General features: G+C 62.2%; 15 protein-coding genes. 9 read left to right on the plus strand and 6 right to left on the minus strand.

Translation table 11 applies throughout. The features are described 5' to 3' along the window. Window positions 1-12: 12 nt before the first annotated feature. Window positions 13-315, plus strand: coding sequence for a metalloregulator ArsR/SmtB family transcription factor (locus tag FJ946_RS10355; protein WP_140513877.1), 303 nt, complete (start codon window positions 13-15; stop codon window positions 313-315). On the opposite strand, the gene lysA is transcribed toward FJ946_RS10355, so the two are convergent. From lysA to argH, 3 genes are all read right to left on the minus strand, one after another. Continuing rightward, window positions 316-1,587: a diaminopimelate decarboxylase gene (lysA, locus tag FJ946_RS10360; protein WP_140565890.1), complete on the minus strand. Its 1,272-nt coding sequence runs from the start codon at window positions 1,585-1,587 to the stop codon at window positions 316-318. Window positions 1,588-1,655: 68 nt separating this feature from the next. Next, window positions 1,656-1,862: a lipoprotein gene (locus FJ946_RS10365; RefSeq protein ID WP_140500798.1), complete on the minus strand. Its 207-nt coding sequence runs from the start codon at window positions 1,860-1,862 to the stop codon at window positions 1,656-1,658. A gap of 140 nt (window positions 1,863-2,002) precedes the next feature. Next, window positions 2,003-3,403, minus strand: coding sequence for an argininosuccinate lyase (gene argH / locus FJ946_RS10370; protein ID WP_140565893.1), 1,401 nt, complete (start codon window positions 3,401-3,403; stop codon window positions 2,003-2,005). 36 nt (window positions 3,404-3,439) lie between these two features. On the opposite strand from argH, the gene FJ946_RS10375 reads away from it, so the two are divergent. Continuing rightward, a complete protein-coding gene (locus tag FJ946_RS10375) occupies window positions 3,440-4,120 on the plus strand; it encodes a TlpA disulfide reductase family protein (RefSeq protein WP_140558128.1) in 681 nt (226 codons plus the stop codon). A 191-nt stretch (window positions 4,121-4,311) separates the two neighbouring features. Here the strand turns inward: FJ946_RS10375 and FJ946_RS10380 are convergent, their stop codons facing one another. Beyond that, the gene (locus tag FJ946_RS10380) at window positions 4,312-5,070 is read right to left on the minus strand and encodes a Crp/Fnr family transcriptional regulator (RefSeq protein ID WP_140513873.1); all 759 of its coding nucleotides are present in this window, start codon (window positions 5,068-5,070) and stop codon (window positions 4,312-4,314) included. Between the two features lie 261 nt (window positions 5,071-5,331). On the opposite strand from FJ946_RS10380, the gene FJ946_RS10385 reads away from it, so the two are divergent. From FJ946_RS10385 to FJ946_RS10415, 7 genes are all read left to right on the plus strand, one after another. Continuing rightward, entirely contained in the window at window positions 5,332-5,655 is a 324-nt protein-coding gene (locus tag FJ946_RS10385) for a circadian clock KaiB family protein (protein WP_140500802.1), read from the plus strand. Further along, complete coding sequence (kaiC, locus tag FJ946_RS10390) at window positions 5,639-7,132, plus strand: circadian clock protein KaiC (protein ID WP_140500803.1); 1,494 nt, start codon at window positions 5,639-5,641, stop codon at window positions 7,130-7,132. The genes FJ946_RS10385 and kaiC overlap by 17 nt, the downstream gene beginning before the upstream one ends. Then, window positions 7,129-8,253, plus strand: coding sequence for an ATP-binding protein (locus tag FJ946_RS10395; protein WP_140565896.1), 1,125 nt, complete (start codon window positions 7,129-7,131; stop codon window positions 8,251-8,253). The genes kaiC and FJ946_RS10395 overlap by 4 nt, the downstream gene beginning before the upstream one ends. 393 nt (window positions 8,254-8,646) lie before the next feature. Then, the gene (ugpB, locus tag FJ946_RS10400) at window positions 8,647-9,951 is read left to right on the plus strand and encodes a sn-glycerol-3-phosphate ABC transporter substrate-binding protein UgpB (RefSeq protein ID WP_140565898.1); all 1,305 of its coding nucleotides are present in this window, start codon (window positions 8,647-8,649) and stop codon (window positions 9,949-9,951) included. A gap of 239 nt (window positions 9,952-10,190) precedes the next feature. Continuing rightward, complete coding sequence (gene ugpA / locus FJ946_RS10405) at window positions 10,191-11,075, plus strand: sn-glycerol-3-phosphate ABC transporter permease UgpA (protein ID WP_140513871.1); 885 nt, start codon at window positions 10,191-10,193, stop codon at window positions 11,073-11,075. A gap of 8 nt (window positions 11,076-11,083) precedes the next feature. Then, window positions 11,084-11,932, plus strand: coding sequence for a sn-glycerol-3-phosphate ABC transporter permease UgpE (gene ugpE, locus FJ946_RS10410; protein WP_140500807.1), 849 nt, complete (start codon window positions 11,084-11,086; stop codon window positions 11,930-11,932). A gap of 7 nt (window positions 11,933-11,939) precedes the next feature. Beyond that, the gene (locus tag FJ946_RS10415) at window positions 11,940-12,989 is read left to right on the plus strand and encodes a sn-glycerol-3-phosphate import ATP-binding protein UgpC (protein WP_140500808.1); all 1,050 of its coding nucleotides are present in this window, start codon (window positions 11,940-11,942) and stop codon (window positions 12,987-12,989) included. A gap of 45 nt (window positions 12,990-13,034) precedes the next feature. On the opposite strand, the gene FJ946_RS10420 is transcribed toward FJ946_RS10415, so the two are convergent. Together FJ946_RS10420 and FJ946_RS10425 are read right to left on the minus strand one after the other, a co-directional pair. After that, the gene (locus FJ946_RS10420; RefSeq protein ID WP_140525436.1) at window positions 13,035-14,117 is read right to left on the minus strand and encodes an ABC transporter ATP-binding protein; all 1,083 of its coding nucleotides are present in this window, start codon (window positions 14,115-14,117) and stop codon (window positions 13,035-13,037) included. Further along, the gene (locus FJ946_RS10425) at window positions 14,114-15,694 is read right to left on the minus strand and encodes an iron ABC transporter permease (RefSeq protein WP_181165391.1); all 1,581 of its coding nucleotides are present in this window, start codon (window positions 15,692-15,694) and stop codon (window positions 14,114-14,116) included. Before FJ946_RS10425 ends, FJ946_RS10420 begins: the two co-directional genes overlap by 4 nt. Window positions 15,695-15,797 lie beyond the last annotated feature (103 nt).

A 15,797-nucleotide genomic window follows, 5' to 3' on the forward strand; every position in this document is an offset into this window, starting at 1 on the left:
CAAAATGCCTAAATGCAAGAGGTTGACGTGTTCAAGGCGATTGCCAACGAACGAAGGCTGCGGATCCTCGACTGGCTGAAGGATCCGCGCGCGCATTTCCCGGCCCAGGCGGATGGCGATCTGGTCGAGGACGGCGTCTGTGCGCTGCTGATCGCCGAAAAGCTCGGCATTACCCAGGCGACGCTCAGCGAGCACATGCGTGTGCTCACGCAGGCAGGGCTGTTACGGGCCAAGCGCATCAAGCAATGGACATTCTATCGCCGCGACGAGGACAGGATCGCCGAGACAAGAGCGCTCATCCAGAACCGGCTATAGCTAGTATGCAAGCCAGTCGGGGATCGAATCCAGGCCGATCAGTTCGTCATAGGTCTGGCGCGGGCGCACGACGTGGAAACGATCGCCGTCGACCAGCACTTCCGGCACCAGCAGGCGGGTGTTGTAGGTGCCCGCCTGCACCGCGCCATAGGCGCCGGCGGTGGCGATGGCGATCAGGTCGCCGGACTTGAGCTTTGGCAGGTCGCGGTCGAGGCCGAGATAGTCGCCGGTCTCGCAGACCGGGCCGACGATATCGACCGTCATGCGCGGCGCGTCGGCGGGGGGCAGCACCACCGGTCTTATGTCGTGGAAAGCGTCGTAGAGCGTCGGCCGGATCAGGTCGTTCATGGCGGCGTCGACGACGAGGAAATTCTTGGCATCGCCTTCTTTGGCGAAGATCACTTGCGAGACGAGGATACCGGCATTGCCAACGATCAGCCGGCCCGGCTCGAACATCACCTTCAAGCCAAGCTTGGTGACGTGCTTGCGGACGATCTGCGCGTAGGCGTCGGGGAGCGGTGGCGGGTTGTTGTCGACGCGGTAGGGAATGCCGAGACCGCCGCCGAGATCGACATGCTCGATGGCATGGCCGTCGGCGCGCAGCGCGCCGACCAGTTCCACCAAAAGCGCGAAGGCATCGTCGAAGGGTTGCAGCTCGGTGATCTGGCTGCCGATATGGGTGTCGATGCCGGTGACCTTGATGCCCGGCAATTCAGCCGCGCGCGCATAGACCTGACGCGCCTTCTGCCATGGGATGCCGAATTTGTTCTCGGCTTTGCCTGTCGAGATCTTCTTGTGCGTCCTGGCGTCGACATCCGGATTGATGCGCAGCGAGACCGGCGCCACCTTGCCCAGGGCAACGGCGCGCGACGAGAGCAGTTCGAGTTCGGGCTCGGATTCGACGTTGAAGCACAGGATGCCGGCTGCCAGCGCAAAGTCCATCTCACGCGCGGTCTTGCCGACGCCGGAGAACAGGATCTTGCTGGCCGGGATGCCGGCTGCCAGCGCGCGCCGCAACTCGCCTTCCGACACCACGTCGGCTCCGGCGCCGAGCCTGGCCAGGGTTTTGAGCACCGCCTGATTGGAATTCGCCTTCATGGCGTAGCAGACCAGTGCATCGAGCCCGGCAAATGCCTGGACGAAGACGTGGTAGTGCCTGGTCAGCGTGGCCGTCGAATAGCAGTAGAATGGCGTGCCGACGGTTGCGGCGATGTCCGATATCGCCACGTCCTCGGCATGAAGCACGCCGTCGCGGTAGTCGAAATGGTTCACGAGAGTGGTTCCGAAAAATTGGAGCAGGGTAGGAGCGGGTTTAGCACTCTAAACCGCTCTGACCGGCTCTAGAGCAGCGGGTCGAGAATGAACTTCTTGTCCGCGACCGGTTTTTCCGGTTCCGGCGGCACGGGTTGGTGTGCCTTCTCGGCGTCCTTGCGCGCCTGCACGGCCGCCTCGTAAGGCGTGTCGAGACCGGACCTTCTGCCGCAAGCCGTAACGGCGGCAACCGCCGCAAGCAGCGTCAGTGTCACCAAAATCCTGCTTCCGGTCATCGATCCATCCGTCCGAAACTTTTTTCCGCCGCTGCTTTTAGCCGAGTTCTCGGCGCATTGCACCCTGGATATTGCCGTTGCAATATCCTGGATATTGGCGGTTGCAATATCCGGGATATGGCTGGCCGCAATGTCCGGCATCACGCCTTGGCCAGCCGCTTTTTCCAGTAGCGGATCTGCTTCCTGACTTCCGACGGTGCGGTGCCGCCGAAGGAGGTGCGGCTCTTCACAGAGTTCTGCACGGCCAGCACCGAAAAAATGTCCTTCGTGATGCCGGGGTGGATCGACTGCAAGTCTTCCAGCGCAAGCTTCTCCAGGCTCAGCTTCTTCTCTTCGGCCAGCGCCACCGCCCGTCCCGTGACATGATGCGCTTCCCGGAACGGCAGGCCGAGCGTGCGCACCAGCCAGTCGGCAAGGTCGGTCGCGGTTGCGTGGCCGGAGCCGGCAGCCTTCTTCATCGCCGCCGCGTTCACCGTCATATCGGAGACCATGCCGGTCATCGCCGCCAGCATCAGGTCGAGCGTCTCGGCGGCATCGAACACCGATTCCTTGTCTTCCTGCATGTCCTTGCCATAGGTCAAAGGCATGCCCTTCATCACCGTCAGCAGGCCGACCAGATGGCCGGTGACGCGCCCGGTCTTGCCGCGCACCAGTTCGGCGGCGTCGGGGTTCTTCTTCTGCGGCATGATCGAGGAGCCGGTGGAGAAGCTGTCCGACAGCCTGATGAAGCCGAATTGCGGCGTTGACCAGATGATGATTTCTTCCGCCAGCCGCGACAGATGCGTGGCGCATATGGCCGCCAGTCCCAGGAATTCCAGCGCGAAATCGCGGTCCGAGACGCTGTCCAGCGAATTGCGCATGGGCTCGCGGAAGCCGAGCGCACTGGCGGTCTGGTGGCGGTCGATCGGAAAGCTGGTGCCGGCAAGGGCTGCTGCACCGAGCGGGCTCTCGTCCATGCGTTCGATGGCGTCGCGCACCCGCGACAGGTCGCGCGAAAACATCTCGACATAGGCCATGCAGTGGTGGCCGAATGTCACCGGCTGCGCCGCCTGCATATGGGTGAAGCCCGGCATCACCGTCGCGGCGTGCTGCTCGGCCCGCTCCAGCAACGCACCGACCAGGCCCTTCAAGGCCTCGGCGACGCGAAAGCACTCGTCCTTGACCCAGAGCCGGAGGTCCACTGCAACCTGGTCGTTGCGAGAGCGGGCCGTGTGCAGCCGGCCGGCGGCCGGACCGATCAGCTCGGCGAGGCGGGCCTCGACGTTCATGTGGATGTCTTCCAGCCTGGTCGAGAATTCAAACGTGCCCGCCTCGATCTCTTTCAGGATCGTGTTCAGGCCGTGAGCGATTTTCTCTTGATCGGCCGCCGAAATAATGCCCGTTTGCGCCAGCATCGCGCTATGGGCGATCGAACCTCTGATGTCCTGCGCATAGAGTTTGCGGTCGAACGAGATCGATGCGTTGATTGCTTCCATGATCGCGGCCGGACCCGAGGCAAATCGTCCGCCCCACATCTGGTTGCTGGTCTTCTTGTCGCTCATGGCTATAAAACCCGTGCTCGGAGCAGTTTTGAGAACATGGCAGACGGAAACAGATTTTTCCCGGCCCCGCGCCTGATCCTCGCCGCCCTGGTGGCGGGAGCGCTGGCCGGCGCGGTCGCGGTATATGTCAGCGAGAGCCAGTCTGGCAACAACGCCGCGTCGCAAGTCGCCGTCGGAGACAGCAAGGACGATGTCGCCTGCGCCGCCAAGAGCGAACGCGCCAAGAAGATCGCCGCAGCCGCCACCGGCGAGGTCGCGGCGCTCTTGCCAGCCGATCCGCCGCAATCGATGAAGAGCCTCGCCTTCAACGGCCCGGACGGCAAGCCGATGACCATCGCCGACCATGCCGGCAAGACGGTGCTGCTCAATCTGTGGGCGACATGGTGCGCGCCATGCCGCGCCGAAATGCCGGCGCTGGACGCCTTGCAGAAGGAGAAAGGCAGCGATGCGTTCCAGGTCGTCGCCGTCAACGTCGATGCCGGCGACGACGTGAAGCCGAAGAAGTTCCTCAAGGACACCGGCGTCGAGGCGCTCGGCTATTACAGGGATTCGACGATGGCGCTGTTCAACGAGCTCAAGACGCGCGGCCTGGCGCTCGGCCTGCCCGTCACCATGCTGATCGACGGCGAAGGCTGCCTGATCGCCCATATGAACGGCCCGGCCGAGTGGTCGGGGCCGGACGCCAAGCGGCTTGTCGAGGCCGCGCTCGGGTCTTGAAGAGGCTGGGACAAGGCTGGGCGCAAGCGCGGCTTGACCACGCAACGGTTCCGCCCAGCCCATCCGCGGCGGCCTGAGCCGACCCGGTCAATTCGTCGAATGCCTGGATCGGCGCCGGCTTGCCGAGATAGTAGTCCAAGCCTCGGCGTCCAGGGACTCACCTTAAGGACATATATGGCGAGCCGTTTGTGCTATCGGCCAGACGAGCCGTTGGTCGGCAGGGGATAGACGCCCTTCAATACTTCGTCGAAGTGATGACTGACCGCCGCATTGCACTCGCAAGCAAGCCACCGCAGGCCGTCGACCTTGCGAACGACGATCCGGGCACGATGGGTCTCAATGAGACCGTGTTCTTTCAGATCGCGTATGACGCGGCTCAAATAGCTCCGGCCGACTCCGAGCATTACGGCGAGCTGTTCTTGTGTCAGCGCCAGATCGGGAGTGCCCGTCCGATCAATGGCGGCCAGCAGCCATTTCGCTGTCCGTTGCTCGATCGAATGCGCGGCATTGCAGGCGACGGACTGGAACATCTGCGCCATCAGGCAGTCCGCGTACCGCGCGAACAGATTCCGTAGCGTCGACGACCTGGACTTCGCCTCTTCAAGGTTAAGCAGGTCGATGCGGAAGAACGAACCTCCCAATTGTACTTCAGCGCGAGCGTAAGCTGGGAGCCTGCCTTGGCTGACAACTCCGCCAATTGCCCCTTCTCGTCCGACCAGAGCCGTCTCGATCGCACGCCCGTCGCTCAGCACGACGAGATAGGAAATCAGGCTGGGACCTCTCGGGAAGTATGCATGGCGAACCGTGTCGCCAGGTTCATAAAGCAGTGTTCCGGTGGGGGCCGACCACTCATCCAGCCAAGGCTCGAGGATTGCCCAATCTGCCGCGGTGAGTGCCCGCAGAAGATTGTTGCCGATCATGCCGGAGTCTATGTGGGCGCGGGCTTCCATTTACACTCCTCCGAACGATCGCTTGCGGCCCATATCCCAATAACCGGAGAAATGTCCACTAGTGCGCAGACGCGCAAAGCGCGAATGTCTAAGAAGTGACAGGGGTGCTGATCCAGGCCCCATCGAGCGCGAGCTGTGGCGCGTCGGCTCCAGGCGAAATGCTAGAAGATCGCCCAAGGCGGACAACAAAGCCCTGCGGTTGAATTGCTGGCGTGTCGCGTAGAGCACGTCGATACTGAACCCGTGCAACCAGCGTGAGATATGAACCCGGAACAACCGCCCGCTTCAGGGGCCCATCCCCTTCTCCGGCTCTACATCGCCGGAGACACGCCCGGTGCTCGTCGGGCACTGGAAAGCCGCCTGAAGATAATCGAGGAGATGAGCGCATCCATTGAAATCCAGATCTTCGATATCCTGGAACATCCTCATGAGGCGGAGCGAGCAGGGATACTAGCAACGCCGACGCTCTCCGACGAATCCGCCGATCCCCCGCGCCGTCTGGTGGGCGACATCAGCAATATCGCTCAGGTTCTGGACTATTTCGGTTTTCGCAAGAAGGATGATATTCATGACCGCGACGGATGAGATCTCTATCGACCCGGTTCTTGAACGCGTCAATACAGGGATCGAGGCTTTTGACGACTTGGTGATGGGTGGCTTGCCGCGCGGACGCACCACCATCGTGGGCGGCACGCCCGGTAGCGGCAAGACCGTATTCGCCACGCAGTTCCTGGCGCATGGCATCACCGGTCTCAATGAGGCCGGTGTCTTCGTCACTTTCGAGGAGTCGCCAACCGAGATCGAGGTAAACATGGCGAGCTTCGGCTGGGACATCCGCGGCTGGCGAGCGGCGGACAAGCTTGTTTTCGTCGATGCGAGCCCGCGCGATCAGGACCAGGTGGTTGTGGGCGATTTCGACCTCGCCGGTCTTCTGACCCGCATTCTGCACGCGAGCCGAAGCGCCGGGGCAAAGCGCATCGTGCTCGATTCGGTTACCCAACTTTTCGATCATTTCGTAGCCGAGCAGACGGCAGTGCGCCGCGAACTTCTACGTATTGCGACCGCGCTGAAGAAAGAAGGGCTGACGGTCCTTATGACCGCGGAACGCAACAGTGAATATGGTGAAATCTCCCGTCACCGAATAGAGGAGTTCGTCGCAGACAATGTCGTGATCCTTCGCAATGCCCTTGATCGCGAGCGCCGTCGGCGGACCATAGAAGTCCTGAAAATGCGCGGCAGCCGTCACGTTGAGGGCGAAGTGCCCATAACGCTGGTCGCCGAACAGGGCATCGTAGCTGTGCCTCTGTCATCGTTGCGCCTGGAGCAGCAATCAAGCACGAAACGGGTCACCAGTGGTAATTCCGAACTCGACAAAATGTGCAGCGGCGGGTTCTTTCGCGACAGCGTAACCCTTGTCAGTGGAGCCACAGGCACCGGAAAGACTCTACTTGTCACCAACTTTCTAGCGGGCGGAGTGGCTGCGGGCGAACGCGCCTTGCTCGTCGGCTATGAGGAGAGCCGCGGCCAGCTTTTCCGCAACGCGCGTAGCTGGGGCGTCGATTTCGAAGCGATGGAGGCGGATGGTCGCCTGAAGGTAGTCTGCCTTTATCCGGAAGCGCAGAGTTTGCCGGATCACCTTCTGATGATCCGCGAACTGGTGGCGGAGTTCAAACCCGATCGCATGGCAATCGACAGCTTGTCGGCATTGGAGCGCATCGCGCCAGAAACCGGGTTTCGTGAGTTCTTGATCAGCGTCACCTCCTTCATAAAGAAGCGCGAAATTGCCGGCCTTTGCACCGCTACCAACAAATCGCTTGTCGGAGGCCAGAGCGCTAGCGAGCAGCATATTTCCACACTCACCGATTCGATCATTCTGTTGCGCTACATTCAGCAGGAAGAATTCATGCATCGCGGCATGATGGTGCTGAAAATGCGCGGCAGCGAACACGACAAACAGATACGGCGCTTCACCATCGACAGTGGCGGTATGCATCTTGGAAAGCCCTTTGACAGCGCGCCTGATGTGTTCGGCGACTCCGCCGTGGACAACACGTCGACATGAAGAGCGCCTTGAATACGGCGCAAAACGCCGCCGAAATGCTGGAATCGCCCGGAGATACATCTCCGGCTGGCATCAGCCAGCTCAGCTTTCGCCAGTTGATCGAAAATACCGCCGACGGGATGCTGGTGGTCGATTTGGACGGAACAGTGCTCTATGCCAATCCTGCGGCAGCCGTAATTTTTGGACAGCCGCTTGACGAACTCCTCCACGTTCCGCTCGGCCGTCCGGTCGTCTCCGGAGAGATCGCCGAGATCACCGTTCACCGTTCCGGCCGCAAGCCGGCAGAAGTGGAAATGCGTACGGTCGAGGTTACCTGGGACAGCAGGCCCGCATTGCTTGCCAGCCTGCGCGATGTCTCGGCCCAGCGATCAAGAGAAGAAAACGCACGCCAGTCACAAAAGCTCGAAGCCATTGGACGCCTCGCAGCTGGCATTGTCCATGACTTCAACAACCTACTCGCCGTTTTCGGGTCTGGCCTTCGGCTTCTGGAGAAACAGATCGCTAAATATCCTGCGGATGAGAAAGTCACTCTGCTGGTCGAGGAGATGTTCAGGCGGATCGAAAATGGAGGAGCGCTAACACAGCAACTGCTTGCCTTTTCGCGACGCCAATCCCTGGCCCCGGAACAGATTGATCTCAATGAACGTATCAAGGGGCTGACGACGCTGCTGGAACGGACGTTGGGGAGCGGTATCCGGGTGCAATGCAATCTGGATCCAGCCTTGGACCCTATCCTTATCGATGCCAACCAGCTCGACATCGCCGTTCTTAACCTTGCGGTGAACGCCAGAGATGCAATGAAAGGCAGTGGCACCCTCACGATTGAGACCAGCAATTTTCCAAATGATCTGGAGGATTTGCGTTCAGCGGCGGCTTCATTTGTTCGCGTGACTGTACGCGATACCGGCTGTGGAATGAGCAAGGACACCCTGGCGCGCGTTTTCGAGCCGTTCTTCACAACAAAGTCGGAAGGGCAGGGTACGGGACTCGGGCTAAGCCAAGTTTACGGCTTCATCAAGCAATCCGGTGGGCATGTCCGAATCGATAGCGAAATCGGTCAGGGAACAAGCCTGCATCTCTACTTGCCGCGCGCTTCTGGAACCCAGCGGCAGCAGAACTGAGCGGCGGCAGACCCATTCCCGGCCAGCAGACTGATTGGCCGATGTCAAATCCGTCAGGCTGAGCGCGGGACGGGAATTTCCACGCATCGACCGAGCAAACCGACGCCTTTTTCAGCGTTGTCATGTCAGCGTTGTCATGTGCTGTTAGACGCCGTTCGTCGGTGAGGTCGCTGACCGTCTCGAGACAGGTCCCTGGTACATCAATTCAAGCAGCAAGCCGCTATGCAATCCTTTTCCGGGTCACTTTCATCCGGAAGTGAACGCTACTTTAGCCGGACATGAAGTGCGCCTGCCCGCAACAAAACCGTTGTCCGCTGCGCGCGAACGACACATAGTGCCATTGCGGGAGTGCCCCTTTCGCCAATGACAAGCAATGAGAACGGGAGACGAAACATGAAGTTCTTTGGCTTCGCGGCCGGTGTCGCCGTGACCCTGCTTTCCACAACCTCCGCCTTCGCCGTCACGCAGATCAGCTGGTGGCACGCCATGACCGGCGCCAACGCAGAGGTCGTCGACAAGATTTCCAAGGATTTCAACGCCAGCCAGGGCGACTACCAGATTGTTCCGGTTTTCAAGGGCACCTATCCCGAAACGCTGAATGCCGGCATCGCCGCCTATCGCGCCGGCCAGTCGCCTGACATCATCCAGGTGTTCGATGTCGGCACCGGCGTGATGATGGCGGCCCGGGACGCGATCAAGCCAGTGGCCGAGGTGCTGACCGGCGCCGGGATGAACTTTGACAAGAGCCAGTATCTGCCAGGCATCGTCGGTTATTATTCGACGCCGGACGGCACCATGCTGTCCTTCCCCTACAACTCCTCCTCGCCGATCCTCTACTACAACAAGGACATCTTCCAGAAGGCGGGGCTCGATGTGAACAACCCACCCAAGACCTGGAACGAGGTGTGGGAGGATGCCAAAAAGATCAAGGCGAGCGGCGCCGCCGCTTGCGGCTACACCTCGACCTGGCTGACCTGGATACACCTGGAAAACTTCGCGGCGTGGAACGATGTGCCGTGGGCCACGCAGCAGAATGGCCTGGCCGGCGGTGATGTCGAACTCAAGATCAACTCGCCGATCTTCGTCAAACATTTCCAGGCGCTCGCCGATCTGGCCAAGGACGGCACCTTCAAATATGGCGGGCGCACCTCCGAAGCCAAGCAGATATTCCTCGCCGGCGAATGCGGCATCTTCACCGAATCCTCGGGCGGCCTAGGCGACATCGTCAAGTCGGGCATGAACTACGGCATTGGCCAGTTGCCCTATGACAGCGACGCCAAGGGCGCGCCGCAGAACACGACGCCGGGCGGTGCCAGCCTTTGGGTCTTCGGCGGCAAGTCCGACGAGGAGTACAAAGGCGTCGCGGCTTTCTTCGCCTATCTGTCCAAGACCGATGTGCAGGAATATCTGCACCAGAAATCGGGATACCTGCCGGTGACGCTCGCCGCCTATGAGGCGACGAAAAAGTCCGGCTTCTACGACAAGAATCCCGGTCGCGAGACGCCGATCCTGCAGATGACGGGCAAGGCGCCGACCGACAATTCGAAGGGCGTGCGGTTGCCGAACTTGCCGCAGGTGCGCGACATCCAGAACGAGGAGTTCGAAAAGATGCTTGCCGGCCAGGAAACCGCCCAGCAGGCGCTCGACAATGCGGTCACGCGTGGCAACGCGGCGATCGAGGAAGCGCTGGGGAATTAGGGCGCGTCCGAACCTATCGAGTTATAGTCCTTGCTCTACGAGGCCCCCCTCCGCCCTGCCGGGCATCTCCCCCTGAAGGGGGGAGACTGGCTGTCGCGACCGTTTTCGGCGATTGTCAAAGCTGGAGAATGGCAGCTGCCGCAGGAACCGCCAATCTTCCTCCAAGAAGGGGAGATGCCCGGCAGGGCAGCGGTGAGCGCCGTAGAGTGCCGCTCGGCTTTCCACGCCGGAGCGGCGCATTGACCCCGCGCGTCGTCTTTCCCAACAAAGTCTTGCCATACCTCCTGGTGGCGCCGCAACTTGCCATCACGCTGGTGTTCTTCTACTGGCCGGCCGGGCAGGCGCTCTACCAGTCGATGCTGAGGCAGGACCCGTTCGGGCTGAGGAGCAGGTTCGTCTGGTTTGCCAATTTCCGCAAGGTGCTTGCCGACCCGGCCTATCTCAACTCGATCAAGGTCACAGTGGTGTTTTCGCTCGCGACCGTGATCGTTGCCATGGGCGTGGCGCTGCTCCTTGCCGTGATGGCGGAAAAGGTGGTGCGCGGCAAAGGCCTCTACCGCACGCTGATGATCTGGCCCTACGCGGTGGCGCCGGCGATTGCAGGCATGCTGTGGCTGTTCCTGTTCAATCCATCGATCGGCTCGCTGTCTTATCTGCTGAGACGTTTGGGCGTCGCCTGGGATCCGCTGCTCAACGGCACCGACGCCATGATCCTTCTGGTGGCGGCGGCCGCCTGGAAGCAGATCAGCTACAATTTCCTGTTCTTCGTCGCCGGGCTGCAGGCGGTGCCGAAAACGCTGATCGAGGCGGCGGCGATCGACGGCGCCGGCGAAACCAAGCGCTTCTGGACCATCGTCTTCCCGCTTTTGGCGCCGACGACGTTTTTCCTTTTGGTCGTCAATACCGTCTATGCGCTGTTCGACACGTTCGGCATCGTCCACGCCGTCACCGGCGGTGGGCCGGGCAAGGCCACCGAGACACTGGTCTACAAGGTCTACAATGACGGCTTCGTCAATCTGATCCTCGGCGATTCGGCGGCGCAGTCGGTCATCCTGATGGTCATCGTCATCGCGCTCACCGCCATCCAGTTCCGCTACGTGGAACGGAAGGTTCATTACGGCTGAGGAGCGCGATGATCGGTCAATCCCCGTTTCGCATTTTCCTTGCACATGCCGTGCTCATCCTCGGCATACTGATCGTGGCCTTTCCGATCTACTACACTTTCGTTGCCTCGACGCAGACGCTGCAAACCATCCTTAGGCCGCCACTGCCTTTCCGGCCGGGCAGCGAGTTCTGGAACAATTACGGCGAGGCGCTGTTCGGCGGCGTCGGCCGCATCGGCGGGCTCGGCGTCGGCAGGCTGCTCCTCAACTCCACGATCATGGCGCTCGGCGTCGCGGTCGGAAAGATATTCATCTCGATCCTGTCGGCCTATGCGATCGTCTTCTTCCGTTTTCCGCTGCGCATGACTTTCTTCTGGCTGATCTTCATCACCCTGATGCTTCCCGTCGAGGTGCGCATCCTGCCGACCTACAAGGTAATGGTCGACCTCGGTATGATCGACACTTATGCCGGACTGATCATCCCGCTGATCGCCTCGGCCACCGCAACGTTGTTGTTCCGCCAGTTCTTCATGACCATCCCGGGCGAGTTGGTCGAGGCGGCGCGCGTCGACGGCGCCGGTCCATGGCGGTTCTTTTTCGATATCCTGTTGCCATTGTCGCGCACCAATATCGCGGCGCTGTTCGTCATTCTTTTCATCTACGGCTGGACGCAGTATCTGTGGCCGCTGCTGGTCACCAACAGCAACGATATGAACACCATCGTCATCGCACTGAAGAAGATGGTCTCCTTCGCCGATGCCGACACCCAATGGCATTTGGTCATGGTCACGGCGATCCTGGCAATCTTGCCGCCAATCCTGGTTGTGGTGCTGATGCAGCGCTGGTTCGTGCGCGGACTGGTCGACACCGAAAAGTGAGAAGCCGATGGCGACGGTCGATCTGAGGGACGTGAAGAAAGTATATGCCGGCGGCGTCGAAGCCGTGAAGGGCGTCTCCATTGCCATTCCCGACAAGGAACTCTGTGTGCTGGTCGGGCCGTCCGGCTGCGGCAAGTCCACGCTTTTGAGGATGATCGCCGGGCTGGAGACCATTTCTTCCGGCACGGTCGCTATCGACGGCAAGATCGTCAACACGATCGGCCCGACCGAGCGCGACATCGCCATGGTGTTCCAAAACTATGCGCTCTATCCGCATATGAAAGTCTACGACAACATGGCTTACGGGCTACGCAATCGCGGTACGCCCAAGGACGAGATCGACAGCAGGGTTCGTTCGACCGCCAAGGTGCTGGAGCTTTCAGCGCTGCTTGACCGGCGCCCGCGCGAGCTTTCAGGCGGTCAACGCCAGCGCGTCGCCATGGGCCGCGCCATCGTGCGCAATCCGAAAGTCTTCCTGTTCGACGAGCCACTCTCCAATCTCGATGCCAAGCTGCGCGGCCAGATGCGGGTCGAAATCAAGAACTTGCAGCGCTCGCTCGGTGTCACCTCGGTCTACGTCACCCATGACCAGTTGGAAGCGATGACGTTGGCCGACATCCTTGTCGTCATGAATGGCGGATTGGTCGAGCAGGCGGGCGCGCCACTCGACATTTACGAAAAGCCGGCCTCGACGTTCGTCGCCTCTTTCATCGGCGCACCGCCGATGAATCTTCTGTCCCTTTCGGGTCCGGCGCTGACCGGCAGCAAGACGAGCGACTTTGCGCCTGCGAATGCCGTCACGCTTGGCTTCCGCCCCGAGGATGCCGATGTCACTTTCGCGGCCGAGGCACCGTCCGGCGCGCTCGTGCTGCCGACAATGGTGGAGGCGGTCGAGCCGGTGGGAGCGGACAGCTTTCTTCACTGTGCGGCAGGAGGCGACCGCATCGTCGTGCGTGTGGCCGCGCGCGCAACAGCCAAGCCCGGCGACCAGTTGCGCGTCGTGGCCAAGGCCGAGAAACTTCACTGGTTCGATCAGGCTGCAAAGAGGGTCGACTGACGCCAATCTTGCATGCTGATCAGCGAGCCGCGAACCGTCGGCCGGTCAGGCGAATACATGCGCCTGTCCCGACACGGTGAGCCGGACGATCTCACCGACCGCCGGCGCGTCCATGCCGGACTTGCGCAGGATCAGCGGCGTGCTGCCGATGGCGGCGGCGTCCGGCGGGTCGGGGCTGTTGAGCAACCGCACCGCGACCGTGCAGGTCGAGCCGGCGAATTCGGATTCCGTTACCTCGCCAAAAAGCATGTCCGGCGTGCCCGACATGCCCTCGCGCGATGTCCGCTTCAGTCCGATCTGCTCCGGCCGCAACATGATGCGGGCGACATCGCGGCTGTCCGACGTATCGACGGCGATGCGGCCAAGCGGCGACGTGGCGAAACCGCCCGCTATCTTCGCCGGCAGGATGATGGCGTCGCCAAGGAACTCGGCAATCATCCTGTCCTTCGGCTTGAGATAAAGTTCGCGCGGCGTGCCGACCTGCGAGAACCGGCCCTCGCGCATCACCGCGACCTGACTGGCGAAGGACAACGCCTCGGCCTGATCGTGCGTCACCAGGATGGTGGTGATGCCGGCGGCTTCGAGCAGTTCCGCCACGGCCTTGCGCATGGAGGCGCGCAGGCCGGTGTCGAGCGCCGAGAACGGTTCGTCGAGCAGCATCAGCCGCGGCTTCATCGCCATGGCGCGGGCGAGCGCCACGCGTTGCTGCTGACCGCCGGAGAGTTCGTGCGGGCGGCGCTTCAGGATCGCCTTGTCCAGCCCTACTATATAGGCCAGTTCGACGATGCGTTCGGAGCGTTTGTCCAGCCTGCGGTCCATCCCGAAACCGATATTGTCGCCAATCGTCAGGTGCGGAAACAGGGCGCCGTCCTGTGCAACCAGGCCGATACCGCGGCGGTGCGCCGGAACGGCGCCGCCGCTGTCGGCCAGCATCTTTCCGTCAAGCACAATGCTGCCCTGGTCGGGCGCCTCGAAACCGGCGATCAGCCGCAGCAAGGTGGTCTTGCCGCAGCCGGACGGCCCGACGATGGCCGTGCGGCTGCCGCCGGCGACGTCGAGATCGATGCCGGCAAGCGCCGCGACCGGGCCGTAATGCTTGTGCAAGCCCCTGAGTTCGAGAAAGCTCATCGTCCTGCCATCCGTTTTGACTGGACATAGAGCAGCCAGGTCAGGGGCAGCGACATCGCCACCATGATGAAGGCGTAAGGTGCTGCCGAAGCGTAGTCGATCTCGCCGCTGTAGGACCAGAATGCCATCGCGAGCGTGCGGGTGCCGTTCGGCGCCAGCATCTGGGTCGCGGTCAGCTCGTTCATGATGCCGAGCGCCACCAGCGCCATGCCGGCGGCGGCACCCGGCGCCGACAGGCGGATCGTCGTCGACCACAATGCATGGAGCGGCGACCGCCCGAGGCTGGACGCGGCGCGCTCGAGCTCGACCGGCGCCTGCGCGATCGACGCCCGCAGGCTGATCAGGGCGCGGGGCAGGAACATCAAGGCATAGGCAACCAGAATGGTGAACAGGGTCTGGTAGAGCGGCAGGGCGATGCGCACGGTGATGGTGACCAGCGCCAGTGCGATCACGACCCCGGGCAGCGATCCGACGATGTAGTTGCAGCCCTCCAGCAAGCGCTGCAGAGGCCCCGGCGCGCGGATCGAGATCCAGGCCATCGGCATGGCGGCGACGGTGGCGAGCAGCGCGCCGGCGAGCGCCAGGAACAACGTCTGGCCGAGCGCCAGGCCGATCTCGTCGAGCCGCCAGACCTCGGCGCCGCCGGCGGCAAGCCAGCGTCCGATGGTGACGAACGGTACGCCGAGCGCCAGAAGCGTGGTGGCGGCAAGCAGCAGCAGGCAAGGCACGGTCGCCCGGCCGAGCGGCGCGCGCTGTTGGTGGCGCGCGGCGCCCGAACCGACGCGGGCATAGCGCTCTTCCCCGCGCACCAGCACCTCCAGCCCGAGCAGCACGAAGCAGCAGCTCACCAGCACGCCGGCCAGCATATTCGCGGCCGGCCCGTTGAAGGTCGATTGGAACTGGTCGACGATCGCCGTGGTGAAGGTGTCGAAGCGGATGAAGACGTAAAGGCCGTATTCGGCCAACAGGTGCAGGCCGACCAGCAATGCGCCGCCACAGATGGCAAGCCTGAGCTGCGGCAGCACGACGCGCCAGAACACACGCCAGGGACCAAGGCCGAGTGCGGCCGCGGCGTCTTCGAGCGCCGGATCGAGCCGGCGCAGGGCCGCCGATACCGGCAGATAAAGGAACGGGAAATACGCTATGACAGAGACAAGCACGCCGGCCCACAAGCCATGCAGCCCGGGCACCATGGTGATCCAGGCATAGCTGTGCACGAAGGCGGGAATGGCGAGCGGCGCCACGCATAGCCAGGCCCACAGCCGGGCGCCGGGCAGGTCGCTGCGTTCGGTCAGCCAGGCCAGCGCCACCGACAGGATGATGGCGATCGGCACGGCGAGCGCGACAAGCAGGACGGTGTTGGCCAGAAGCTCGCCGACACGCGGCCGGAAAACCAGCGCCGAGACGGTTTCCCAACCGGTCTGCACGGCGACCCAGACGATGAAGGCAAGCGGCAGCAGGGCCAGCAGCGAAACGAAGATAGCGGCGGCAACGATCCATGACGCAGCGCGCCGGCGCGCCCTGCGGCGCGTCCTCGGCGGCAGGCCCGGGCTTGCAATGTCGGCCGCGAACTGCATCGGCTCAGACTTCGCGCCCTTGCCGCCCGGCGGCGGCAATCGAAAGACCACGATCATGGTCGGGAATACAGCGTGTCGTCATCGACGAATGCCATCTCGAAAA

This window comes from Mesorhizobium sp. B2-4-7 (assembly GCF_006442685.1).
GTDB lineage: Bacteria > Pseudomonadota > Alphaproteobacteria > Rhizobiales > Rhizobiaceae > Mesorhizobium.

Bases quoted from the DNA above. Each gene is read 5' to 3' on its own strand.
- FJ946_RS10355 (WP_140513877.1), top strand. From the start codon at position 13: ATGCAAGAGGTTGACGTGTTCAAGGCGATTGCCAACGAACGAAGGCTG.
- FJ946_RS10365 (WP_140500798.1), bottom strand. From the start codon at position 1,862: ATGACCGGAAGCAGGATTTTGGTGACACTGACGCTGCTTGCGGCGGTT.
- argH (WP_140565893.1), bottom strand. From the start codon at position 3,403: ATGAGCGACAAGAAGACCAGCAACCAGATGTGGGGCGGACGATTTGCC.
- FJ946_RS10375 (WP_140558128.1), top strand. From the start codon at position 3,440: ATGGCAGACGGAAACAGATTTTTCCCGGCCCCGCGCCTGATCCTCGCC.
- FJ946_RS10380 (WP_140513873.1), bottom strand. From the start codon at position 5,070: ATGGAAGCCCGCGCCCACATAGACTCCGGCATGATCGGCAACAATCTT.
- FJ946_RS10385 (WP_140500802.1), top strand. From the start codon at position 5,332: ATGAACCCGGAACAACCGCCCGCTTCAGGGGCCCATCCCCTTCTCCGG.
- kaiC (WP_140500803.1), top strand. From the start codon at position 5,639: ATGACCGCGACGGATGAGATCTCTATCGACCCGGTTCTTGAACGCGTC.
- FJ946_RS10395 (WP_140565896.1), top strand. From the start codon at position 7,129: ATGAAGAGCGCCTTGAATACGGCGCAAAACGCCGCCGAAATGCTGGAA.
- ugpB (WP_140565898.1), top strand. From the start codon at position 8,647: ATGAAGTTCTTTGGCTTCGCGGCCGGTGTCGCCGTGACCCTGCTTTCC.
- ugpE (WP_140500807.1), top strand. From the start codon at position 11,084: ATGATCGGTCAATCCCCGTTTCGCATTTTCCTTGCACATGCCGTGCTC.
- FJ946_RS10415 (WP_140500808.1), top strand. From the start codon at position 11,940: ATGGCGACGGTCGATCTGAGGGACGTGAAGAAAGTATATGCCGGCGGC.
- FJ946_RS10420 (WP_140525436.1), bottom strand. From the start codon at position 14,117: ATGAGCTTTCTCGAACTCAGGGGCTTGCACAAGCATTACGGCCCGGTC.
- FJ946_RS10425 (WP_181165391.1), bottom strand. From the start codon at position 15,694: ATGCAGTTCGCGGCCGACATTGCAAGCCCGGGCCTGCCGCCGAGGACG.